A 21,462-nucleotide genomic window follows, 5' to 3' on the forward strand; every position below is an offset into this window, starting at 1 on the left:
CTCCGAAAGTGGCTACTCCTCTGCCCTTCACCATCCGTTCATTCCCTGCCAGGAGTAAAGCCTGTGCCTGCTGTGCGTCTCGCCCGTCGACGTGTGGCGCAGCTGTCAGCGATGACTCTGCTGACAGCGGCCTTTGCCGCTCAGTTCGTGGGAGTGCTCTTGCCGAGCCTGCCGACGCTTGTCGCCGCGACCGCGGTCTGCCTCGGGCTCGATCTGTACTTGCAGGAGCGTCAGCCCGGGATGGTCGCAGCCCTCGGCCGGATGCGGGTCGACGCGACCGTCACCCAGCTGCTGCGCGACATGCTACTGATGTTGGGGCTGCTGCGCCTGGACGGTGACCGTGGCCTGGACGACCGCCTGCCGCTGGTCGCCGGACTGCTGGTCTTCTACCTGCTGCACTTCCTCTGCCAGGGGGTGGCGGTCTCGGTGCGCCGCACCCGCCGGCTGCCGGTCGTCACCCGGAACATCGACACCACGGCGCTGCGGCTGTCCGCCGCCCCGCCGCAGCTGCTGATCCGCCAGGCGGGGCGGCGACTGCTGCGCTTCTCCGTCCCGGCCACCGCCGGCCTGCTGGCCACGGCGGTCACCGATGACGTGGTCTGGGGCGTCGCCGGGCTGGGCGCCGCGGTGCTGCTGACCGTGCTGGGCATGGTCTACCTCGGCAGCTGGCTGCTGCGCAGGCGCCGCCCGGTGACGGAGGATCAGGCGCTGGAGTGGCTGGACGCCTGGCTGGCCGCGTACCAGCCGACCGTCGGCATGTACTTCTCCGGCGGCACCAGCTCCGCGTACCAGGCCAATATGTGGCTGCGCACCCTGTCCGAGCTCGACGGCAAGCCGATCATCGTGCTGCGCGAGCGGTTCATGGTGCAGAAGATCGACTCCACCGACATCCCGATCGTCTGCATCCCCAAGGTCGCGCACCTGATGCGGCTGGAGCACTCCTCGCTGCGGCTGCTGCTGCACCCGGCGAACTCCGGCAAGACCTCGCAGATCCTGCGAATACCCTCGATCAAGCACGCGTTCATCAACCACGGCGAGAGCGACAAGCTCTCCAGCTGCAACCCGTACGCCAAGGCGTACGACGAGGTGTGGGTGGCCGGGCCCGCCGCCCGGGAGCGCTACCGGATGGCGGACATCGGCGTCGAGGACAAGGACGTGGTGGAGGTCGGGCGGCCCCAGCTGGCGCCGATCACCCCGTACGCCGGTCCGCCGCGCGACCGGCTGACCACCGTGCTGTACGCGCCGACCTGGGAGGGCTGGGACGGACAGCCCGGCAACACCTCGGTCATCGAGGCCGGTGAGAACGTGGTCCGGGCGCTGCTGGCCGACCCCGAGGTGCGGTTGCTGTACAAGCCGCACCCGATGACCGGCTCGGTGGACCCCCGGGCGAAGTCCGCCGACGACCGCATCCGGGCGATGATCTTCGAGGCCGGCCGCCGCCGGACCGGCGCCCGCCCGAGCGCCGAGGCGCTGGCCGAGCTGGCCCGGCGTGCCAAGGACCTGGACCGGCTGGCCTCCACCACCTTCCGCAAGAGCGCCGACGAGCTGGAGCGCAATCTGCGCCAGGGCGTCCCCGCGCCGGGCCGCGCCGCGACCCTGGCGGCGGCCACCCTGGCCTGGGAGCGGGCCTACTGGGCCGCGCTCCCCGACTGGGAGCACCAGGTCATCACCGGCTCGCGGCCGGCCCTGTTCACCTGCTTCAACCAGGCGGACCTGCTGATCAGCGATGTGTCCAGCGTGGTCTCCGACTGGCTGACCAGCGAGAAGCCATACGCGGTGGTGAACACCAGCGGGCTGACCGAGGCCGCCTTCCGGACGGACTTCCCGACGGTCAGCGCCGCGACCATCCTCACCGCGGACGCGAGGGGCGTGCCCGGTCTGCTGGAGGCCGTGCGCCACCCGGAGAAGGACGTCTTCGTGGCGGCCCGCGCCGAGCTCAAGGAGCAGTTGCTCGGCCCGTCCGACCCGCCGTCCATCGTCCGCTTCAACGCCGCCGCCCTGGCGCTGGCCGGCGAGGCGGAGGCGCGGCGCAGCCGCTGGGCGGCCCGCCAGTCGGCGGTGCCGATGCCGGCCCAGCGCACCACCGCCGCGACCGGGCTGGACGCGGAGGAGGAGGCGGAGGCCGCCGAGACGGAGGCCGCGCTGGCGGTCACCGCCGAGCTGGCCGAGCGCTGAGCCGGCTGTCTGACGGCACCTCATGAACCGGAGGGGAGGGCGGCCCGGCCGCCCTCCCCTCCGGCGTGCCGTCGCGGCCCAGGTTTGACAACCGGCCCCGCCTGGGTAGTGTCATCGGCTCCGATTGGCTTCCGGTGTGCCCGGTATGGCACACTGTCCAAGTTGCTCGGTTGAGTGCCGATGCTGCGCGCCTCCCGCCGGGAGGACCGGAAGCGAGTCCCACAGTACTCGTCGTCCCCGCGATGCCTGCTTTGCAGTAGCTGCGAGGGCGGACGTACGGGAATCTTCCGGGAAGCGTGGGCGGGGCCTCGATCCGGCACCTGGTGGCCGCACACGGCCCGGAGCGGAAGCCTCCTGGAGTTCGATCCAAGGGCTTACTGCAAGCGGGAGTGCGACACGCCCGACCGCGTGGGTCGGACGAACGGCCAATGGGATGCCGTAGTGGCAAAACGACAGACAAGGACTACGAAGTAGCCATGGCGGGACAGAAGATCCGCATCCGGCTCAAGGCCTACGACCACGAGGTGATCGACTCCTCGGCGAAGAAGATCGTCGAAACGGTCACCCGGACTGGTGCGCAGGTCGCGGGCCCGGTGCCGCTGCCCACTGAGAAGAACGTGTACTGCGTCATCCGCTCGCCGCACAAGTACAAGGACTCGCGCGAGCACTTCGAGATGCGCACGCACAAGCGCCTGATCGACATCCTCGACCCCACCCCGAAGACGGTTGACTCGCTGATGCGTCTCGACCTGCCGGCCGGTGTCGACATCGAGATCAAGCTCTGAGAGGCGCACCGAAGATGGCTAAGCAGATTAAGGGCATCCTGGGCGAGAAGCTCGGCATGACCCAGGTCTGGGACGAGAACAACCGGATCGTTCCGGTGACCGTCGTCAAGGCTGGGCCCAATGTCGTGACCCAGGTCCACACCGCTGACACCACCGGCTACGACTCGGTGCAGATCGGCTTCGGCGAGATCGACCCGCGCAAGGTGAACAAGCCCCTTCAGGGCCACTTCGCCAAGGCCGGCGTCACTCCCCGCCGCCACCTGGTCGAGCTGCGCACCGTGGACGCGTCCGAGTACACCCTGGGCCAGGAGATCACCGCTGAGGTGTTCGACGCCGGTGTCAAGGTCGACGTGACCGGCACCAGCAAGGGCAAGGGCACCGCCGGTGTCATGAAGCGCCACGGCTTCAAGGGCCTGGGCGCCGGACACGGCACGCAGCGCAAGCACCGCTCGCCCGGCTCGATCGGTGGCTGCGCCACCCCGGGTCGCGTGTTCAAGGGCCTCCGCATGGCGGGCCGCATGGGCCACGAGCGTGTGACCACCCAGAACCTGACCGTTCACGCCGTTGACGCGGAGAAGGGCCTGCTGCTCATCAAGGGCGCAATCCCTGGTCCGAACGGCGGCCTCGTCCTGGTCCGCACCGCGGCCAAGGGGGCCTGAAGCAGATGAGCACCATTGACATCCTCTCGCCCGCGGGCGAGAAGGCCGGCTCCATCGAGCTGCCCGCCGAGATCTTCGACGCCAAGGTCAGCATTCCGCTGATCCACCAGGTGGTCGTCGCCCAGCTGGCCGCTGCCCGTCAGGGCACCCACAAGGTGAAGACCCGTGGCGAGGTCCGCGGCGGCGGCAAGAAGCCGTACCGCCAGAAGGGCACCGGCCGCGCCCGCCAGGGCTCGACCCGCGCCCCGCAGTTCGCCGGTGGTGGCGTCGTGCACGGTCCCGTGCCGCGTGACTACTCGCAGCGGACCCCGAAGAAGATGAAGGCCGCCGCCCTGCGCGGTGCCCTCACCGACCGGGCCCGCCACAACCGCATCCACGTCGTCACCGGCGTGATCGCGGCCGAGGCGCCGTCCACCAAGGCCGTCCGCCAGCTGTTCGGCAAGATCAGCGAGCGCAAGAACGTCCTGCTGGTCGTCGAGCGCGACGACGAGCTGGCGATCAAGTCGGCGCGCAACCTGCCGAGCGTTCACATCCTGGACGCCGGTCAGCTGAACACGTACGACGTGCTCGTCTCCGACGATGTGGTCTTCACCCAGGCCGCCTTCGAGCGCTTCGTGGCCGGTCCGGCCGCGTCCGCCAAGGCCGTCGCGTCCGAGGGCGAGCTCGAAGGGAGCGCCGCCTGATGAGCGAGCAGGTTACGTCGAAGACGTTCACGGACCCCCGTGACGTGCTGGTGAAGCCGGTCATCTCGGAGAAGAGCTACAGCCTTCTCGACGAGAACAAGTACACGTTCATCGTGTCGCCGGGCGCCAACAAGACCCAGATCAAGCAGGCGGTCGAAGCTGTCTTCTCGGTCAAGGTCACCGCGGTCAACACGATCAACCGGCAGGGCAAGCGCAAGCGCACCAAGACCGGTTTCGGCAAGCGCAAGGACACCAAGCGCGCCGTCGTGACCCTGGCCGAGGGCAGCCGCATCGACATCTTCGGTGGTCCGGTCTCCTAACGGAGCATCGGATCGTCGATACGGACGAGGACGAAAGAAGCCATGGGCATCCGCAAGTACAAGCCGACGACCCCGGGCCGTCGTGGCGCCAGCGTCGCCGACTTTGTCGAGATCACGCGGTCCACGCCGGAGAAGTCGCTGGTTCGCCCCCTGCACAGCAAGGGCGGCCGTAACAACGCCGGTCGTGTCACCGCTCGCCACCAGGGTGGCGGCCACAAGCGCGCCTTCCGCGTGATCGACTTCCGTCGGCACGACAAGGACGGCGTGCCGGCCAAGGTCGCGCACATCGAGTACGACCCCAACCGCACCGCTCGCATCGCGCTGCTCCACTACGCGGACGGCGAGAAGCGCTACATCCTGGCCCCGGCCAAGCTGGCGCAGGGCGACCGGGTCGAGAACGGCGCCGGCGCCGACATCAAGCCGGGCAACAACCTGCCGCTTCGCAACATCCCGGTGGGTACCGTCATCCACGCAGTCGAGCTGCGTCCCGGCGGCGGGGCCAAGATGGCCCGCTCCGCCGGCGCGAGCATCCAGCTGCTGGCCAAGGAGGGGCGCATGGCGCACCTCCGTATGCCCTCCGGCGAGATCCGCCTGGTCGACGTGCGCTGCCGCGCCACCGTCGGCGAGGTCGGCAACGCCGAGCAGTCGAACATCAACTGGGGCAAGGCCGGTCGTATGCGCTGGAAGGGCGTCCGCCCGACCGTGCGTGGTGTGGCCATGAACCCGATCGACCACCCGCACGGTGGTGGTGAGGGTAAGACCTCCGGTGGTCGCCACCCGGTCTCGCCGTGGGGCAAGCCCGAGGGCCGTACCCGGCGCCCGAACAAGGCGTCGGACAAGCTCATCGTGCGCCGCCGCAAGACCAACAAGAAGCGCTAGGAGCAGGTTCGATGCCGCGCAGCCTCAAGAAGGGCCCCTTCATCGACGGCCACCTCGCCAAGAAGGTGGACGCCCAGAACGAAGCGGGCACCCAGAACGTCATCAAGACCTGGTCCCGTCGCTCGATGATCGTGCCGTCCATGCTCGGGCACACGATCGCGGTGCACGACGGCCGCAAGCACGTCCCGGTGTTCGTCACCGAGTCGATGGTCGGCCACAAGCTCGGTGAGTTCGCGCCGACCCGCACCTTCCGCGGCCACGAGAAGGACGACCGCAAGTCGCGTCGTCGCTGATCTGCGGAACTAGCGAAGACCGATGACTGACACCATCAACAAGGGGACAACCATGGAAGCCAGGGCCCAGGCGCGGTACATCCGCGTCACGCCCATGAAGGCCCGCCGCGTGGTGGACCTCATCCGTGGCATGAGTGCCACGGAGGCCCAGGCGGTCCTGCGTTTCGCTCCGCAGGCCGCGACCGTGCCGGTCGGCAAGGTGCTTGACAGCGCCATCGCCAACGCCGTGCACAACTACAACCACAACAACGTGGACGACCTCTTCATCTCCGAGGCCTACGTCGACGAGGGCCCGACCCTGAAGCGGTTCCGGCCGCGCGCCCAGGGCCGCGCCTACCGGATCCGCAAGCGGACCAGCCACATCACCGTGGTCGTCAGCAGCAAGGAAGGGACCCGGTAATGGGCCAGAAGGTTAACCCGCACGGGTTCCGGCTCGGCATCACCACGGACTTCAAGTCCCGGTGGTACGCCGACAAGCTGTACAAGGACTACGTCAAGGAAGACGTCGCCATCCGCCGGATGATGACGCAGGGCATGGAGCGGGCCGGCATCTCCAAGGTGGAGATCGAGCGCACCCGCGACCGCGTCCGCGTCGACATCCACACCGCCCGGCCGGGCATCGTCATCGGCCGTCGCGGCGCGGAGGCCGACCGCATCCGCGGCGACCTGGAGAAGCTGACCGGCAAGCAGGTCCAGCTGAACATCCTCGAGGTCAAGAACCCCGAGATCGACGCGCAGCTGGTCGCCCAGGGCGTTGCCGAGCAGCTCTCCTCCCGGGTGTCCTTCCGCCGTGCCATGCGCAAGGCGATGCAGGGCACCATGAAGTCGGGTGCCAAGGGCATCAAGATCCAGTGCTCGGGCCGTCTCGGCGGTGCCGAGATGTCCCGCTCGGAGTTCTACCGCGAGGGCCGGGTGCCGCTGCACACCCTTCGCGCGAACGTCGAGTACGGCTTCTTCGAGGCCAAGACCACCTTCGGCCGCATCGGCGTGAAGGTCTGGATCTACAAGGGCGACGTCAAGAACATCGCCGAGGTCCGTGCCGAGAACGCCGCGGCCCGCGCCGGCAACCGCCCGGCCCGTGGCGGCGGCAGTGACCGCCCGGCTCGCGGCGGCGGTCGCGGTGGCGAGCGCGGCGGCCGTGGCGGCCGTCGTCCGCAGGGCGAGGCCCAGGCGGCTCCGGCCACCGAGGCTCCGGCTGCCGAGGCACCCACATCCAACAGCGCTGGAACGGAGGCCTGACCCAATGCTGATCCCGCGCAGGGTCAAGCACCGCAAGCAGCACCACCCCAAGCGTCGGGGTGCTGCCAAGGGTGGCACCGAGCTCGCATTCGGCGAGTACGGTATCCAGGCCGTCACCCCGGCCTACGTGACCAACCGGCAGATCGAGTCCGCTCGTATCGCCATCACCCGCCACATCCGCCGTGGCGGCAAGGTCTGGATCAACATCTACCCGGACCGTCCGCTCACCAAGAAGCCGGCCGAGACCCGCATGGGTTCCGGTAAGGGTTCGCCGGAGTGGTGGATCGCGAACGTCCACCCGGGACGGGTGATGTTCGAGCTGTCCTACCCGAACGAGAAGGTTGCCCGGGAGGCGCTGACCCGCGCCGCCCACAAGCTTCCGATGAAGTGCCGGATTGTCCGGCGCGAGGCAGGTGAGAGCTGATGTCGGCCGGCACCAAGGCTGCTGAGCTGCGCGGTCTGGCCGACGACGAGCTCGTCGGCAAGCTGCGCGAGGCCAAGGAGGAGCTGTTCAACCTCCGCTTCCAGGCGGCGACCGGGCAGCTCGACAACCACGGACGGCTCAAGCTCGTCCGGAAGGACATCGCGCGGATCTACACCCTGATGCGCGAGCGCGAGCTGGGCATCGAGACGGTGGAGAGCGCCTGATGAGTGAGACTGTGAACGAGACTGCGAACACCGGCGCGCCGGAACGCGGCTTCCGCAAGACCCGCGAGGGTCTGGTCGTCAGCGACAAGATGGACAAGACCGTCGTCGTCGCCGTCGAGGACCGTGTCAAGCACGCGCTCTACGGCAAGGTCATCCGCCGTACGAACAAGCTGAAGGCGCACGACGAGCAGAACGCTTGCGGCGTCGGTGACCGTGTCCTCCTCATGGAGACCCGGCCGCTGTCCGCGACGAAGCGCTGGCGCGTCGTCGAGATCCTCGAGAAGGCCAAGTAACGACCGCAGATTGGGCCGCGGCCTGTATGTGCAGGGATCGCTCGCGTGAGTGGGCGAGTCCGTGTGAGCAGCAGGCCGGCCCGGTCAGCGTGACGTTGACGATCAGGAGAAAGACGTGATCCAGCAGGAGTCGCGACTGCGAGTCGCCGACAACACGGGTGCCAAGGAGATTCTCTGCATCCGCGTTCTCGGTGGCTCCGGCCGGCGCTACGCGGGCATCGGGGACGTCATCGTGGCTACCGTCAAGGACGCGATCCCCGGTGGCAATGTGAAGAAGGGCGACGTCATCAAGGCTGTCGTCGTGCGGACCGTGAAGGAGCGCCGTCGTCCCGACGGTTCCTACATCCGCTTCGACGAGAACGCCGCCGTCATCCTCAAGAACGACGGTGACCCCCGTGGCACCCGCATCTTCGGCCCGGTGGGCCGTGAGCTGCGCGAGAAGAAGTTCATGAAGATCATCTCGCTCGCGCCGGAGGTGCTCTAACCGATGGCAGGCATGAAGATCAAGAAGGGTGACCTGGTCCAGGTCATCACCGGCAAGGACAAGGGCAAGCAGGGCAAGGTCATTCAGGCCTACCCCGCCGAGCAGCGCGTCCTGGTCGAGGGTGTCAACCGGGTCAAGAAGCACACCAAGGTCGGCCAGACCGCCCGTGGTGCCCAGACCGGCGGCATCGTGACCACCGAGGCCCCTGTCCACGTCAGCAACGTTCAGCTGGTCGTGGAGAAGGACGGCAAGAAGGTCGTCACCCGCGTCGGCTACCGCTTCGACGACGAGGGCAACAAGATCCGCGTTGCCAAGCGGACCGGTGAGGACATCTGATGAGCGAGACCACTGTCGAGAAGGTGCAGCCGCGCCTCAAGGAGCGGTACCGCGCTGAGATCAAGGGTCAGCTGCAGGAGCAGTTCTCGTACGACAACGTCATGCTGATCCCCGGCCTGGTCAAGGTCGTGGTCAACATGGGTGTCGGCGAGGCCGCCCGTGACAGCAAGCTGATCGAGGGCGCCATCCGCGACCTCACCGCGATCACCGGCCAGAAGCCGGCCGTGACGAAGGCCCGCAAGTCCATCGCGCAGTTCAAGCTGCGTGAGGGCCAGCCGATCGGCACCCACGTCACCCTCCGCGGTGACCGCATGTGGGAGTTCGTGGACCGTCTGGTGTCGCTGGCGCTGCCGCGTATCCGCGACTTCCGCGGTCTGTCGCCGAAGCAGTTCGACGGCCGGGGCAACTACACGTTCGGTCTGACCGAGCAGGTCATGTTCCACGAGATCGACCAGGACAAGGTCGACCGTCAGCGGGGCATGGACATCACCGTGGTTACCACCGCCCAGACTGACGACGAGGGCCGGGCGCTGCTGCGCGCCCTCGGCTTCCCGTTCAAGGAGAACTGACCGTGGCGAAGAAGTCCCTCATCGCGAAGTCGGAGCGCAAGCCGAAGTTCGCTGTCCGCGGTTACACCCGCTGCCAGCGCTGCGGACGCCCGCACTCCGTCTACCGCAAGTTCGGCCTCTGCCGTGTGTGCCTCCGTGAGATGGCCCACCGCGGCGAGCTGCCGGGCGTGACCAAGAGCTCCTGGTAGCAGTCAGGGTCCCGACCCCACGCGTTTTGGGTACTCGCATGCGAGTCCCGTAAGGTAGTGGGGTCGGGCCCCTGTTGCCCGGAGTCTCGTCCTGCGCGGGTTGAGCGAACGCAGTTCTCGTTCGGCTCTGTGCTGATTGAACTACACCGCAGGTCCCTGCCGCGCCTATCGCGCTCGTTCACGAGCGGGCTGCGCGCTGTCGGAAACCGCGGTGAGAGAGGCCTAAGGCCATCATGACCATGACCGACCCGATCGCAGACATGCTGACGCGTCTGCGTAACGCGAACTCGGCATACCACGACTCCGTGGCGATGCCGGCGAGCAAGATCAAGTCTCACATCGCGGAGATCCTCCAGCAGGAGGGCTACATCTCCGGGTGGAAGGTCGAGGAGCCGCAGGAGGGCGAGGTCGGCAAGAAGCTGACCATCGAGCTCAAGTTCGGCCCCAACCGTGAGCGCTCGATCGCCGGTATCAAGCGCATCAGCAAGCCGGGCCTGCGGGTCTACGCAAAGTCCACCAACCTGCCGAAGGTCCTCGGTGGCCTGGGTGTCGCGATCATCTCGACGTCCCAGGGCCTCCTGACCGGCCAGCAGGCCGCCAAGAAGGGTGTGGGCGGGGAAGTCCTCGCCTACGTCTGGTAACTCGGGAAACGGAGGTATAGCCATGTCGCGTATTGGACGGCTGCCCATCCCGGTTCCCGCCGGCGTGGACGTCACCATCGATGGCCGGACGGTCTCGGTGAAGGGCCCCAAGGGTTCCCTCTCCCACTCCGTCGCTGCGCCGATCGAGATCGGCAAGGGCGAGGACGGCAATCTGCTCGTCTCGCGTCCGAACGACGAGCGTCAGTCGAAGGCCCTGCACGGCCTGACTCGCACGCTGGTGGCGAACATGATCACCGGCGTGACCGCGGGCTACCGCAAGTCGCTCGAAATCAGCGGTGTCGGTTACCGCGTGGCCGCGAAGGGCTCCGCCATGGAGTTCTCTCTGGGCTACAGCCACCCGATCCTGGTCGAGGCCCCTGAGGGCATCTCCTTCCAGGTCGAGTCGCCCACCAAGTTCCACGTGGACGGCATCGACAAGCAGAAGGTCGGCGAGGTCGCCGCGAAGATCCGCAAGCTGCGTAAGCCCGACCCGTACAAGGCCAAGGGCGTTAAGTACGCGGGCGAGGTCATCCGCCGCAAGGTCGGAAAGGCTGGTAAGTAAGCCATGGCAGTCGGTGTGAAGATCGGCAAGGGCAACGCCTACAAGGGTGCCGCCCGCAAGCGCCGTGCCATTCGCGTGCGCAAGCGCGTCGTCGGCAGCGAGGTGCGTCCGCGCCTCGTCGTGACCCGCTCGAACCGCCACATGGTCGCCCAGGTGATCGACGACGCCCAGGGGCACACCCTGGTGTCGGCGTCGACCCTCGACGTGTCGATCCGCGGCAACGAGGGCGACAAGACCGAGCAGGCCAAGAAGGTCGGCGCCCTGGTCGCCGAGCGCGCCAAGGCCGCCGGCATCGAGCAGGTCGTTTTCGACCGCGCTGGCAACCGCTACGCCGGCCGCATCGCGGCCCTGGCCGACGCGGCCCGCGAGGCCGGGCTCGACTTCTGACCCGTTCGTCGCCACCATCCCCGCCCAGGCGGGGGTGGACCGTCAGCGGACGCAAACGAGAGAGGTAATTCCAATGGCTGGACCCCAGCGCCGCGGTGGCGGCGCCGGTGGCGGCGAGCGGCGTGACCGTAAGCGGGACGGTCGGGACGGCGGTCAGGCCGTCGAGAAGACCGCCTACGTCGAGCGTGTCGTCGCCATCAACCGTGTCGCCAAGGTAGTCAAGGGTGGACGTCGCTTCAGCTTCACCGCGCTGGTCGTGGTGGGCGACGGTGACGGCACCGTGGGTGTCGGTTACGGCAAGGCGAAGGAGGTGCCGGCCGCCATCGCCAAGGGCGTTGAGGAGGCCAAGAAGCACTTCTTCAAGGTCCCCCGTATCCAGGGCACCATCCCGCACCCGATCCAGGGTGAGAAGGCCGCGGGCGTCGTGCTGCTGAAGCCGGCCTCCCCCGGTACCGGCGTCATCGCCGGTGGCCCGGTGCGCGCCGTCCTGGAGTGCGCCGGCGTTCACGACATCCTGTCGAAGTCCCTCGGCTCCGACAACGCCATCAACATCGTGCACGCCACGGTGGCGGCTCTGAAGGGCCTTGTGCGCCCCGAGGAGATCGCTGCCCGCCGTGGACTGCCGCTCGAGGACGTGGCCCCCGCCGCACTGCTGCGGGCGCGCGCTGCGGGGGCGAGTGCCTGATGGCTCGCCTGAAGATCACGCAGACCAAGTCCTACATCGGCAGCAAGCAGAACCACCGTGAGACGCTGCGCTCGCTGGGTCTGAAGCGCATGCACGATGTGGTCGTGAAGGAGGACCGTCCCGAGATCCGCGGGATGGCCCAGACCGTGCGTCACCTCGTCACGGTCGAGGAGGTGGACTGACATGGGCGACAACCCGATCAAGATCCACAACCTGCGGCCCGCCCCGGGCGCCAAGACCGCCAAGATCCGTGTGGGTCGTGGTGAGGGCTCCAAGGGCAAGACCGCTGGTCGTGGTACCAAGGGCACCAAGGCCCGCTACCAGGTTCCGCAGCGCTTCGAGGGTGGCCAGATGCCCCTCCACATGCGCCTGCCGAAGCTGAAGGGCTTCAAGAACCCCTTCAAGGTCGAGTTCCAGGTGGTGAACCTGGACAAGCTCACGGCTCTCTACCCCGAGGGTGGCGAGGTCACCGTGGCCGACCTGGTGGCCAAGGGCGCGGTTCGCAAGAACCAGCTCGTCAAGGTGCTCGGCACCGGCGAGATCTCGGTGGCGCTGCAGGTGACGGTGGACGCCGTCTCCGGCTCCGCCAAGGAGAAGATCGCCGCTGCCGGCGGCACCGTCACCGAGCTCATCTGAGTCCGGTCGACAGCGTGAGTGCGGGGCCGTCCCTCTTCGGAGGGGCGGCCCCGCACTTTTTTAACCTTCGTGATCAGTGTTCCAGGGCGCCACGCGCTTCATTCGAGTGGCCACGCACTGTTAGAGTCCTGGAGTCCACTTGTAGGTTGGCCGCAGACTCTGCCTGAAGGCCGACGGTCCCCATCACACCGACCCTTCCGCCGACGACGTGCGGGAGGCGCAGGAGGCACCGTGCTCAGTGCGTTCGCGCGGGCGTTCAAGACGCCCGACCTGCGCAAGAAGCTGCTGTTCACGCTGGGCATCATGGTGCTGTTCCGGCTCGGCGCACACATCCCCATCCCGGGGATCAGCTTCCAGAACGTCCACACCTGCATCGACGAGAGCAAGGGCAGCCAGGGCCTCTTCGGTCTGGTGAACCTGTTCAGTGGCGGTGCGCTGCTCCAGCTGACGATCTTCGCCCTCGGCATCATGCCGTACATCACCGCCAGCATCATCCTCCAGCTGCTCACCGTGGTCATCCCGCGGCTTGAGGCGCTGAAGAAGGAGGGCCAGGCCGGTACGGCGAAGATCACGCAGTACACCCGGTACCTGACCATCGCGCTCGCCGTGCTCCAGGGCACCGGCATCGTCGCGACCGCGTCCAGCGGTGCGCTCTTCAGCGGCTGCTCGGTCGGCAACCAGATCGTGCCGGACGACTCGGTCTTCCGGATCGCCACGATGGTGATCACCATGACCGCGGGCACCACCGTGGTCATGTGGCTGGGCGAGCTCATCACCGACCGGGGCATCGGCAACGGCATGTCGATCCTGATCTTCACCTCGATCGCGGCGCAGTTCCCGACCTCGCTGTGGGCGATCAAGATGCAGGGCAAGATCGGCGGCGGCTGGGTCGAGTTCTTCAGCGTCATCGCCATCGGCATGGTCGTGATCGCGCTGGTCATCTTTGTGGAGCAGGCTCAGCGCCGGATTCCGGTCCAGTACGCCAAGCGCATGATCGGCCGCCGGGCCTTCGGCGGCACGTCCACCTACATCCCGCTCAAGGTGAACCAGGCCGGTGTCATCCCGGTTATCTTCGCCTCGTCGCTGCTGTACATCCCGTCGCTGATCGTCCAGATGACCAACAGCACCTCCGGCTGGGCGGTCTGGATCAAGGACAACTTCACCAAGGGCGACCACCCGATCTACATGGCGATCTACTTCCTGCTGATCGTCTTCTTCGCCTTCTTCTACGTCGCGATCTCCTTCAACCCCGAGGAAGTCGCCGACAACATGAAGAAGTATGGTGGCTTCATCCCGGGTATCCGGGCCGGCCGCCCCACGGCGGAGTACCTGAACTACGTCCTTACCAGGATCACCTGGCCCGGTTCCCTCTATCTGGGCGTCATCGCGCTGATCCCGATGATCGCTCTGGTGGCGTTCGGGGCCAACCAGAACTTCCCGTTCGGCGGCACCAGCATCCTCATCGTCGTGGGTGTCGGCCTCGAAACTGTCAAGCAGATCGAGAGCCAGCTCCAGCAGCGTAACTACGAAGGGTTCCTCCGCTGATGCGAATCGTCCTCGTCGGACCGCCCGGGGCCGGAAAGGGGACCCAGGCGCACCTCCTGGCCAAGACCCTCTCCATCCCGCACATCTCCACCGGCGACCTGTTCCGCGCCAACATCAGCCAGAGCACCCCGCTGGGGCTCGAGGCCAAGGCGTACATGGACGCGGGCAAGCTGGTACCCGACGAGATCACCATCGGGATGGCCAGGGACCGCATGGCCCAGCCCGATGCGGCCAAGGGCTTCCTGCTCGACGGCTTTCCGCGCAACCTCGGCCAGGCCAAGGCCCTGGACGAGATCCTGGCCGAGGACGCCCCCGAGGGCGGCTCGCGCGGACTGGACGGCGTGCTGGACCTGGAGGTCCCCGAGGACGAGGTCGTCAAGCGGATCGCCGGTCGCCGGCTGTGCCGCAAGGACGGCAGCCACGTGTTCCACGTGAACTACAACCCGCCGGCCGTCGAGGGCGTGTGCGACGAGTGCGGCGGCGAGCTCTACCAGCGTTCGGACGACACCGAAGAGGCCGTCCGGGTCCGGCTGGAGGAGTACCACACCAAGACCGAGCCCATCATCGGCTACTACGCGGACCAGGGTCTGCTGGTGACCATCCCGGCGCTGGGCAAGGTGTCCGAGGTGACGGAGCGCGCCATCGAGGCGCTTCGCAAGTCGGGCGAGTGAGGCAGTAGGCAGTTACGCACAGGGCCGCGGCAGCGCCGGGAGGGGCTGCCGCGGCCCTCGTGTGTACCGGGCCCGCCAGGCCGTACCGTGGAGGGATCGGCTTCGACACGGAGCGGTGGGACCGGACAAGTGGGACCAGGTATGGAGATCACGCAGTGGTGCTGGGAAGGCAAGGGCGCATGGTAGAGATCAAGACCCCCGAGCAGATCGCGAAGATGCGCGCGGCCGGGTTGGTCGTCGCCGAGGCGCTCAAGGCGTGCCGGGAGGCCGTCGCCCCCGGGGTGACCACCGGTGAGCTGGACGAGATCGCCGCCAAGGTGATCGCCGACCACGGCGCCACCTCCAACTTCCGGGCCGACCACGGCGGCCTCTGGTTCCCCGGCGTGATCTGCGCCTCGGTGAACGACGAGGTGGTGCACGGCATCCCCGGCGGCCGGGTGCTGGCCGAGGGCGACTTCATCTCGATCGACTGCGGCGCCATCGTCGACGGCTGGCACGGCGACGCGGCCATCACGGTGCCGGTGGGCGAGGTCGCCCCGGAACTGCTCCAGCTGAGCCGGGTCACCGAGGGCTCGATGTGGGCCGGCATCGCGGCGGTGAAGCGCGGCAACCGGCTCCAGGACATCAGCCGGGGCGTGGAGTCGTACATCCGCCGGCAGCCGCTGCCGCCCAAGGGCAAGTACGGGATCATCGAGGGCTACGGCGGCCATGGCATCGGCTCGGCCATGCACATGGAGCCGCACGTCCTCAACTACGTCGAGCGCGGCCGCCGGCCCGGCCCCAAGCTGGTGACCGGGATGTGCCTGGCGATCGAGCCGATGGTCAGCCTGGGCACCCCGCACACCCATGTGCTGGAGGACGAGTGGACGGTGAAGACCAATGACGGCACCTGGGCCTCGCACTGGGAGCACTCGGTGGCGCTGACCGAGGAGGGGCCGCTGGTCCTCACCGCCTTCGACGGCGGCCGGGCCAAGCTCGCGGAGCTGGGGATCACCGTGGCGCCGGACCCGCTGGCCTGAGCCGGTCGGGGTAGGGTGCCGGGTCCCGGTTTCGCGTTTGATTGCCCGCTGAAGTAGACTGACGCGTCGGCTCATTCCTGGCTTCGGCGTGTCCGGGGACCGGTTTGGGGCGATCAAGGTAGTCGAGCCCGGAAGGCGATCAGCGAACCTTATGCCCAAGAAGCAAGGGGCCATCGAGATCGAGGGCACCGTCATCGAGTCTCTGCCGAACGCGATGTTCAAGGTGGAGCTCCAGAACGGGCACAAGGTCCTCGCGCACATCAGCGGCAAGATGCGGATGCACTACATCCGAATCCTCCCGGACGACCGCGTTGTCGTCGAGCTCAGCCCGTACGACCTCACTCGCGGGCGCATCGTCTACCGCTACAAGTAACACCAGATCTCGCGCTGTGACGGCCGTATCCCGAGTGGTGCGGCCCTCTCGTGGTGCACGACCCGGAGAACCTGAATCCCATGAAGGTCAAGCCGAGCGTCAAGAAGATCTGCGACAAGTGCAAGGTGATCCGCCGCCACGGCCGGGTCATGGTGATCTGCGAGAACCTGCGCCACAAGCAGCGCCAGGGCTGACCCGATCACTTCCCGTCTGCACGGGTTGCAATTCTTCGCGCGACGCGAATTTTTCCCACGTGATACCCGTCCCTCCTGGGGACGCCACCCCCGGCGGAGGCCGGGGCCTGCCCTGCGCAAGCGGGGGAGACCGGTATCGCGCCAAACCTCCGAAGAACCACAGGAGCCACATCAATGGCACGCCTTGTCGGCGTCGACCTCCCCCGCGAGAAGCGGATCGAGATCGCCCTCACCTACATCTACGGCATCGGTCGTACTCGCGCGCAGCAGACGCTGACCGAGACCGGCGTGAGCCCGGACGTGCGCGTCCGTGACATGGCCGAGGACGACCTGGTCAAGCTCCGCGACTGGATCGAGGCCAACTACAAGATCGAGGGTGACCTCCGCCGCGAGGTCCAGGCCGACATCCGCCGCAAGGTCGAGATCGGCTGCTACGAGGGCCTGCGCCACCGCCGCGGTCTGCCGGTCCACGGCCAGCGCACCCACACCAACGCCCGTACCCGCAAGGGTCCGCGTCGCGCCATCGCCGGCAAGAAGAAGCCGGGCAAGAAGTAGTCCGCCCCCCAAACCGGACTTCCCTCCGGCCCGCGGGTAGCGGACCGACCACCTCATCAGGAGATTCAGACTTATGCCTCCGAAGGGCCGTCAGGCTGCGGGCGCCAAGAAGGTGCGCCGCAAGGAGAAGAAGAACGTCGCTCACGGGCACGCCCACATCAAGAGCACGTTCAACAACACCATCGTTTCGATCACCGACCCGAGCGGCAATGTGATCTCGTGGGCGTCGGCCGGCCACGTCGGCTTCAAGGGCTCCCGCAAGTCCACCCCGTTCGCCGCGCAGATGGCTGCGGAGGCCGCCGGCCGCCGTGCCCAGGAGCACGGCATGCGCAAGGTCGACGTGTTCGTCAAGGGCCCCGGCTCCGGCCGTGAGACCGCGATCCGCTCGCTCCAGGCCACCGGCCTGGAGGTGGGCTCGATCCAGGACGTCACCCCCACCCCGCACAACGGCTGCCGTCCCCCCAAGCGCCGCCGCGTCTGAGGCCGTCGCGCCCGGGGTTTCACGGGTAACTGCTTGACCCTGCGTACGGGCTCCCCCTCACCCGGGAGCCCGTACGCTTGAGTCCGTCGGCATCAAATAGCGGGTGCCGAAGACAACTGGAGGAAAACCTCTCATGCTGATCGCTCAGCGCCCTTCGTTGACCGAAGAGGTCGTCGACGAGTTCCGCTCCCGGTTCGTGATCGAGCCGCTGGAGCCGGGCTTCGGCTACACCCTCGGCAACTCGCTCCGCCGTACGCTCCTCTCCTCGATCCCCGGTGCCGCTGTCACCAGCATCCGGGTGGACGGGGTCCTGCACGAGTTCACCACCGTGCCGGGCGTCAAGGAGGACGTCACCGACCTCATCCTCAACATCAAGCAGCTGGTCGTCTCCTCGGAGCACGACGAGCCGGTCGTGATGTACCTGCGCAAGCAGGGCCCGGGTGTGGTCACCGCCGCCGACATCGCGCCCCCGGCCGGTGTCGAGGTGCACAACCCCGAGCTGATCCTCGCCACGCTGAACGGCAAGGGCAAGCTGGAGATGGAGCTGACCGTCGAGCGCGGTCGCGGCTATGTCTCCGCCGTGCAGAACAAGCAGTCCGGCCAGGAGATCGGCCGCATCCCGGTCGACTCGATCTACTCGCCGGTGCTCAAGGTCACGTACAAGGTCGAGGCGACCCGTGTCGAGCAGCGCACCGACTTCGACAAGCTGATCGTCGACGTCGAGACCAAGCCCGCCATGCGCCCGCGCGACGCCATGGCCTCGGCCGGCAAGACCCTGGTGGAGCTGTTCGGTCTCGCCCGCGAGCTGAACGTCGACGCCGAGGGCATCGACATGGGCCCGTCCCCCACGGACGCCGCCCTGGCCGCCGACCTGGCGCTGCCGATCGAGGAGCTGGAGCTGACCGTCCGCTCCTACAACTGCCTCAAGCGCGAGGGCATCCACACCGTGGGTGAGCTCGTCGCCCGCTCCGAGGCCGACCTGCTCGACATCCGCAACTTCGGTGCGAAGTCGATCGACGAGGTCAAGGCGAAGCTGGCCGGCATGGGCCTGGCCCTCAAGGACAGCCCGCCCGGGTTCGACCCGACCGCCGCCGCCGACGCGTTCGGCGCGGACGACCTGGACGACTCCGGCTACGCGGAGACCGAGCAGTACTGAGCAGTACCGAGTAGTACCCCAGAGAGCCAAGTCCTGCGGGCGCCGTGCCCGCAGGCCCTCTCCGGTACCTGATACGGCCGGAGCAGGAGATATGAGGAGATAGATCCCCATGCCGCGTCCCACCAAGGGTGCCCGCCTCGGCGGCGGTCCCGCGCACGAGCGTCTGCTGCTGGCCGGTCTGGCCCGCGAGCTGTTCCTGCACGGCCGCATCACCACCACCGAGGCCAAGGCCCGCCGGGTGCGCCCGGTGGCGGAGAGGCTGATCACCAAGGCGAAGAAGGGCGACCTGCACAACCGTCGCCTGGTGCGTCAGACCATCACCGACGTGTCGGTGCTGCACACCCTCTTCACCGAGATCGCGCCGCGCTACGAGAACCGCCCCGGCGGCTACACCCGCATCACCAAGATCGGTCCCCGTCGTGGCGACAACGCCCCGATGGCCGTGATCGAGCTGGTGGAGGCCCTCACCGTCGCGCAGAACGCCGTCGGCGAGGCCGAGGCCGCCACCAAGCGCGCCGTCAAGGAGGCCGACGAGGCCCCCAAGACCGAGGCTGTGGAGACCGAGGCTGTGGAGACCGAGGCCGCCGAGGCCCCGGCCGACGAGGCCAAGGACGCCTGAGCCCGCAGGGTTCGCATCGGACGGGCCCGTTCCCACCCGCAAGGGGGGAGCGGGCCCGTTCCGCCGTATCAGGCCCGTTCCGCCGTACCAGGGGAGATTCGAGCAGTGGTGAACGAGTGCGCCGAGACGCCCGCGCCGGACGGCCCGGCCGAGGGCCTGGTGCGGGTCCGGCTGGACCTGGCGTACGACGGCGCCGCCTTCTCCGGCTGGGCGCGGCAGCCCGGTCGGCGGACGGTGCAGGGGGAGCTGGAGGAGGCGCTGCGGACGGTGCTGCGGACCGAGCAGCCGGTCGAGCTGACGGTGGCGGGCCGCACCGACTCCGGGGTGCACGCCCGGGGCCAGGTCGCCCATGTCGACCTGCCGGCCGAGCTGTGGGCCGCCCACGCCGACCCGCTGCCGCGCCGACTGGCCGGGCGGCTGCCCGCCGACATCCGGGTCTGGTCGGTGCGCGAGGCGCCGTACGGCTTCGATGCGCGCTTCGCGGCGATCTGGCGGCGGTACGCCTACCGGGTCAGCGACCACCCGGGTGGCGTGGACCCGCTGCGGCGCGGCCATGTGCTCTGGCACGACCGCCCGCTGGACGTCCCCGCGATGAACGCGGCGGCCGCGCTGCTGCTGGGCGAGCACGACTTCGCCGCCTACTGCAAGAAGCGGGAGGGCGCCACGACCGTACGCACCCTGCTCGACGTGCACTGGGAGCGCACCGTCGCCGACCCGCTGGCCGGCGGTGACGCCACCGGGCTGGTGGTGGCCACGGTGCGGGCCGATGCCTTCTGCCACAACATGGTCCGCGCCCTGGTCGGCGCGATGCTGCTGGTGGGCGACGGGCGGCGGCCGGTCGGCTTCCCCGGCGAGGTGCTGGCCGGGCGGGTGCGCAACTCGGCGGTCAATGTGGTGCGGCCGCACGGCCTGACCCTGGAGGAGGTCGGCTATCCGGCCGACGCGCTGCTGCTGGAGCGGAACCGGACCGCCCGCCGGCTGCGCACCCTGCCGGGGGTGACCGGTCAGCCGGCGGGCTGACCGGCCTGGGTGGCCCCGGTGGTCTGGGTGGCCCCGGTGGTCTGGGCGGGCGGCGGGGCCTGGGTGGCCTCGGTGGTCTGGGCGGGCGGTGCGGCCGCCCGGTCGGCGGCCACCCGGCCGCGCTGTAGCAGGGTGTTGCGGGCCATGCCGTCCATGTCCAGGGTGGCCTGCCGGACGGCCTTGTCGTCCTTGGGCACCCGCTTGCCGTTGGTGAAGCCGCCGATGGTGATGTACGTGTAGCGGCCGATCGCATTGGTGGTCGACCGGCAGTAGACGTTCTGGCAGAACGCGCCGATCTTCTGGTGGATCGGGTTGAGGTTGCCGAGCGCGTGCTTCTTGGTGGCACGCGCCTGCTCGGCGTTGTCGAACGCCACGATGCCGACGGTCACCGCGATGTCCTTGGAGACGTAGGTGGCGCGGTAGACGGCCAGGCACTTGTTCTGGGTCAGCAGCTCGCCCAGGCCGTTGGCGCCGGTCTTGGCACAGTCGGTGGTGGCCTGCGGGGCGCCGTCCCGGGTGTACTCGCGGCCGTTCACCGACAGCTTGGGCTGGTAGAGGGTGGCCCCCGCCAGCGGTGCGGTGTCGCTGCGCCGGCTGCTGATGATGTCCATCGGGTCCGGGGGCGGCGGCGGGGGAGTGGTCGGCTTGGGCGGCGGCGTCGGGGAGGGCGACGCGGGCGGCGCGGAGCCGGCCGGCGGGGTGGGGGCGGCCGCAGGGGTGCCGTCACCGCCGCTGAAGGCGCCCAGCCCGGCCGCCGTGCCGCCGCCGACCAGCAGCAGGGCCAGCACGCCGCCGCCGACCATCAGCCGCCGCTTGCGCTTGCGGGCGGCCGCGTCGTTCCGCTCGGCCAGCGCGGCCCAGTCCGGCTCGTTGGGGTTGCGGGGCAGCGGCTCGGGGGGCCCGTACCCGCCCTGCTGCGGGGGGTAGCCGCCCTGGGGGTAGCCGTAGCCGCCGGCGGGCTGGCCGGTGGCGTGCGGCGGGAACGGCGACTGCTGCTGGGGCTGCTGGGGGTACTGCTGCGGCGGGTAGCCGTACTGCTGCGGGTACGGCGGCTGCTGGCCCGGCGCCGCGCGCTGCGGCAGGCCCTGCGGCGTCGTCCCGGCCGGGGTCGAGGACTGGGGGCCGCCGGGCTGGGCTCCGGGCCACTGCGGGCCGCCTTGCTGCTGCCCGCCCTGCTGCTCCGGCCGCCCGTCCTGCGGCTGCTGTCCACCCGGTCCGGGAGCAGCTCCCCACCCATCACTCATGGCCCAGAATCCTAGGGCATCGCCCCACCGCCTTCCCATGGGCCGGTCGGGGGACCCGGGCCGGGGCGGGGCGCCGCCGGAAAAGCGGTTGGGCGCCGCCCCCGGGCAGCGGACAATCCCATG

The 21,462-nt window shown here is 68.8% G+C and carries 33 protein-coding genes; 32 read left to right on the forward strand and 1 reads right to left on the reverse strand.

What is annotated here, in order from left to right; all coding sequences use genetic code 11:
- The first annotated feature begins 63 nt into the window (after positions 1–63).
- The 32 genes from ACIQGZ_RS13615 to truA all read left to right on the forward strand — a co-directional run bounded on the left by ACIQGZ_RS13615 (position 64) and on the right by truA (position 20,095).
- Entirely contained in the window at positions 64–2,175 is a 2,112-nt protein-coding gene (locus ACIQGZ_RS13615) for a hypothetical protein (protein ID WP_402601629.1), read from the forward strand.
- A 476-nt stretch (positions 2,176–2,651) separates the two neighbouring features.
- Positions 2,652–2,960: a 30S ribosomal protein S10 gene (gene rpsJ, locus ACIQGZ_RS13620; protein WP_020549238.1), complete on the forward strand. Its 309-nt coding sequence runs from the start codon at positions 2,652–2,654 to the stop codon at positions 2,958–2,960.
- Between the two features lie 14 nt (positions 2,961–2,974).
- Positions 2,975–3,619 (forward strand): 50S ribosomal protein L3, encoded by a 645-nt coding sequence (gene rplC, locus ACIQGZ_RS13625; RefSeq protein WP_402601630.1) that lies wholly within the window; start codon positions 2,975–2,977, stop codon positions 3,617–3,619.
- Positions 3,620–3,624: 5 nt separating this feature from the next.
- Complete coding sequence (gene rplD / locus ACIQGZ_RS13630; RefSeq protein ID WP_402601631.1) at positions 3,625–4,302, forward strand: 50S ribosomal protein L4; 678 nt, start codon at positions 3,625–3,627, stop codon at positions 4,300–4,302.
- A complete protein-coding gene (gene rplW, locus ACIQGZ_RS13635; protein WP_402601632.1) occupies positions 4,302–4,622 on the forward strand; it encodes a 50S ribosomal protein L23 in 321 nt (106 codons plus the stop codon). Before rplD ends, rplW begins: the two co-directional genes overlap by 1 nt.
- 42 nt (positions 4,623–4,664) lie before the next feature.
- Positions 4,665–5,501, forward strand: a complete 837-nt coding sequence (rplB, locus tag ACIQGZ_RS13640; protein ID WP_402601633.1) for a 50S ribosomal protein L2 — start codon at positions 4,665–4,667, stop codon at positions 5,499–5,501.
- Between the two features lie 11 nt (positions 5,502–5,512).
- Complete coding sequence (gene rpsS, locus ACIQGZ_RS13645; protein ID WP_402601635.1) at positions 5,513–5,794, forward strand: 30S ribosomal protein S19; 282 nt, start codon at positions 5,513–5,515, stop codon at positions 5,792–5,794.
- 52 nt (positions 5,795–5,846) lie between these two features.
- On the forward strand, positions 5,847–6,194 hold the full coding sequence (gene rplV / locus ACIQGZ_RS13650) for a 50S ribosomal protein L22 (protein ID WP_111489808.1): 348 nt from the start codon (positions 5,847–5,849) through the stop codon (positions 6,192–6,194).
- Positions 6,194–7,033 (forward strand): 30S ribosomal protein S3, encoded by an 840-nt coding sequence (gene rpsC, locus ACIQGZ_RS13655; RefSeq protein ID WP_402601636.1) that lies wholly within the window; start codon positions 6,194–6,196, stop codon positions 7,031–7,033. The genes rplV and rpsC overlap by 1 nt, the downstream gene beginning before the upstream one ends.
- A 4-nt stretch (positions 7,034–7,037) precedes the next feature.
- The gene (rplP, locus tag ACIQGZ_RS13660) at positions 7,038–7,457 is read left to right on the forward strand and encodes a 50S ribosomal protein L16 (RefSeq protein ID WP_033824227.1); all 420 of its coding nucleotides are present in this window, start codon (positions 7,038–7,040) and stop codon (positions 7,455–7,457) included.
- Positions 7,457–7,681 carry a 50S ribosomal protein L29 gene (gene rpmC, locus ACIQGZ_RS13665; RefSeq protein WP_402601638.1) on the forward strand — a complete coding sequence of 75 codons (225 nt, stop codon included), beginning with the start codon at positions 7,457–7,459 and terminating at the stop codon, positions 7,679–7,681. The genes rplP and rpmC overlap by 1 nt, the downstream gene beginning before the upstream one ends.
- Positions 7,681–7,974 carry a 30S ribosomal protein S17 gene (gene rpsQ / locus ACIQGZ_RS13670; protein ID WP_402601639.1) on the forward strand — a complete coding sequence of 98 codons (294 nt, stop codon included), beginning with the start codon at positions 7,681–7,683 and terminating at the stop codon, positions 7,972–7,974. Before rpmC ends, rpsQ begins: the two co-directional genes overlap by 1 nt.
- 115 nt (positions 7,975–8,089) lie before the next feature.
- The gene (gene rplN / locus ACIQGZ_RS13675) at positions 8,090–8,458 is read left to right on the forward strand and encodes a 50S ribosomal protein L14 (protein WP_055585131.1); all 369 of its coding nucleotides are present in this window, start codon (positions 8,090–8,092) and stop codon (positions 8,456–8,458) included.
- Positions 8,459–8,470: 12 nt separating this feature from the next.
- Positions 8,471–8,794 (forward strand): 50S ribosomal protein L24, encoded by a 324-nt coding sequence (gene rplX / locus ACIQGZ_RS13680; protein ID WP_402601972.1) that lies wholly within the window; start codon positions 8,471–8,473, stop codon positions 8,792–8,794.
- Positions 8,794–9,363 carry a 50S ribosomal protein L5 gene (gene rplE / locus ACIQGZ_RS13685; protein WP_402601641.1) on the forward strand — a complete coding sequence of 190 codons (570 nt, stop codon included), beginning with the start codon at positions 8,794–8,796 and terminating at the stop codon, positions 9,361–9,363. The genes rplX and rplE overlap by 1 nt, the downstream gene beginning before the upstream one ends.
- Before the next feature lie 2 nt (positions 9,364–9,365).
- Positions 9,366–9,551 (forward strand): type Z 30S ribosomal protein S14, encoded by a 186-nt coding sequence (locus tag ACIQGZ_RS13690; protein ID WP_104816571.1) that lies wholly within the window; start codon positions 9,366–9,368, stop codon positions 9,549–9,551.
- A gap of 233 nt (positions 9,552–9,784) precedes the next feature.
- On the forward strand, positions 9,785–10,192 hold the full coding sequence (gene rpsH / locus ACIQGZ_RS13695; protein ID WP_055585128.1) for a 30S ribosomal protein S8: 408 nt from the start codon (positions 9,785–9,787) through the stop codon (positions 10,190–10,192).
- A 22-nt stretch (positions 10,193–10,214) separates the two neighbouring features.
- Positions 10,215–10,754, forward strand: a complete 540-nt coding sequence (rplF, locus tag ACIQGZ_RS13700; protein WP_402601643.1) for a 50S ribosomal protein L6 — start codon at positions 10,215–10,217, stop codon at positions 10,752–10,754.
- Between the two features lie 3 nt (positions 10,755–10,757).
- Positions 10,758–11,141, forward strand: coding sequence for a 50S ribosomal protein L18 (gene rplR / locus ACIQGZ_RS13705; protein WP_402601645.1), 384 nt, complete (start codon positions 10,758–10,760; stop codon positions 11,139–11,141).
- A 73-nt stretch (positions 11,142–11,214) separates the two neighbouring features.
- The gene (gene rpsE / locus ACIQGZ_RS13710) at positions 11,215–11,826 is read left to right on the forward strand and encodes a 30S ribosomal protein S5 (protein ID WP_402601646.1); all 612 of its coding nucleotides are present in this window, start codon (positions 11,215–11,217) and stop codon (positions 11,824–11,826) included.
- Complete coding sequence (gene rpmD, locus ACIQGZ_RS13715) at positions 11,826–12,008, forward strand: 50S ribosomal protein L30 (RefSeq protein ID WP_030300409.1); 183 nt, start codon at positions 11,826–11,828, stop codon at positions 12,006–12,008. Before rpsE ends, rpmD begins: the two co-directional genes overlap by 1 nt.
- Before the next feature lies 1 nt (position 12,009).
- Positions 12,010–12,462: a 50S ribosomal protein L15 gene (rplO, locus tag ACIQGZ_RS13720; protein ID WP_402601648.1), complete on the forward strand. Its 453-nt coding sequence runs from the start codon at positions 12,010–12,012 to the stop codon at positions 12,460–12,462.
- 231 nt (positions 12,463–12,693) lie between these two features.
- Positions 12,694–14,007, forward strand: a complete 1,314-nt coding sequence (gene secY, locus ACIQGZ_RS13725) for a preprotein translocase subunit SecY (RefSeq protein ID WP_402601650.1) — start codon at positions 12,694–12,696, stop codon at positions 14,005–14,007.
- The gene (locus tag ACIQGZ_RS13730; protein ID WP_402601651.1) at positions 14,007–14,678 is read left to right on the forward strand and encodes an adenylate kinase; all 672 of its coding nucleotides are present in this window, start codon (positions 14,007–14,009) and stop codon (positions 14,676–14,678) included. The genes secY and ACIQGZ_RS13730 overlap by 1 nt, the downstream gene beginning before the upstream one ends.
- Before the next feature lie 179 nt (positions 14,679–14,857).
- Complete coding sequence (map, locus tag ACIQGZ_RS13735) at positions 14,858–15,697, forward strand: type I methionyl aminopeptidase (protein ID WP_402601653.1); 840 nt, start codon at positions 14,858–14,860, stop codon at positions 15,695–15,697.
- Positions 15,698–15,848: 151 nt separating this feature from the next.
- Positions 15,849–16,070, forward strand: coding sequence for a translation initiation factor IF-1 (infA, locus tag ACIQGZ_RS13740; RefSeq protein WP_014144336.1), 222 nt, complete (start codon positions 15,849–15,851; stop codon positions 16,068–16,070).
- Positions 16,071–16,150: 80 nt separating this feature from the next.
- On the forward strand, positions 16,151–16,264 hold the full coding sequence (gene rpmJ, locus ACIQGZ_RS13745; protein ID WP_009740505.1) for a 50S ribosomal protein L36: 114 nt from the start codon (positions 16,151–16,153) through the stop codon (positions 16,262–16,264).
- Between the two features lie 174 nt (positions 16,265–16,438).
- Positions 16,439–16,819, forward strand: a complete 381-nt coding sequence (gene rpsM / locus ACIQGZ_RS13750) for a 30S ribosomal protein S13 (RefSeq protein WP_402601655.1) — start codon at positions 16,439–16,441, stop codon at positions 16,817–16,819.
- 73 nt (positions 16,820–16,892) lie between these two features.
- On the forward strand, positions 16,893–17,300 hold the full coding sequence (gene rpsK, locus ACIQGZ_RS13755; protein ID WP_402601657.1) for a 30S ribosomal protein S11: 408 nt from the start codon (positions 16,893–16,895) through the stop codon (positions 17,298–17,300).
- 133 nt (positions 17,301–17,433) lie between these two features.
- Positions 17,434–18,456 carry a DNA-directed RNA polymerase subunit alpha gene (locus ACIQGZ_RS13760; RefSeq protein ID WP_402601659.1) on the forward strand — a complete coding sequence of 341 codons (1,023 nt, stop codon included), beginning with the start codon at positions 17,434–17,436 and terminating at the stop codon, positions 18,454–18,456.
- A 109-nt stretch (positions 18,457–18,565) separates the two neighbouring features.
- The gene (rplQ, locus tag ACIQGZ_RS13765) at positions 18,566–19,075 is read left to right on the forward strand and encodes a 50S ribosomal protein L17 (RefSeq protein WP_402601661.1); all 510 of its coding nucleotides are present in this window, start codon (positions 18,566–18,568) and stop codon (positions 19,073–19,075) included.
- A 108-nt stretch (positions 19,076–19,183) separates the two neighbouring features.
- Positions 19,184–20,095, forward strand: a complete 912-nt coding sequence (gene truA, locus ACIQGZ_RS13770; RefSeq protein ID WP_402601974.1) for a tRNA pseudouridine(38-40) synthase TruA — start codon at positions 19,184–19,186, stop codon at positions 20,093–20,095.
- Here truA and ACIQGZ_RS13775 read toward each other — a convergent pair.
- Positions 20,080–21,339, reverse strand: coding sequence for a hypothetical protein (locus ACIQGZ_RS13775; RefSeq protein WP_402601663.1), 1,260 nt, complete (start codon positions 21,337–21,339; stop codon positions 20,080–20,082). The genes truA and ACIQGZ_RS13775 overlap by 16 nt on opposite strands.
- Positions 21,340–21,462 lie beyond the last annotated feature (123 nt).

Origin of the sequence: Streptomyces sp. NPDC092296, assembly GCF_044755465.1 — a bacterium.
Taxonomy (GTDB): domain Bacteria; phylum Actinomycetota; class Actinomycetes; order Streptomycetales; family Streptomycetaceae; genus Peterkaempfera.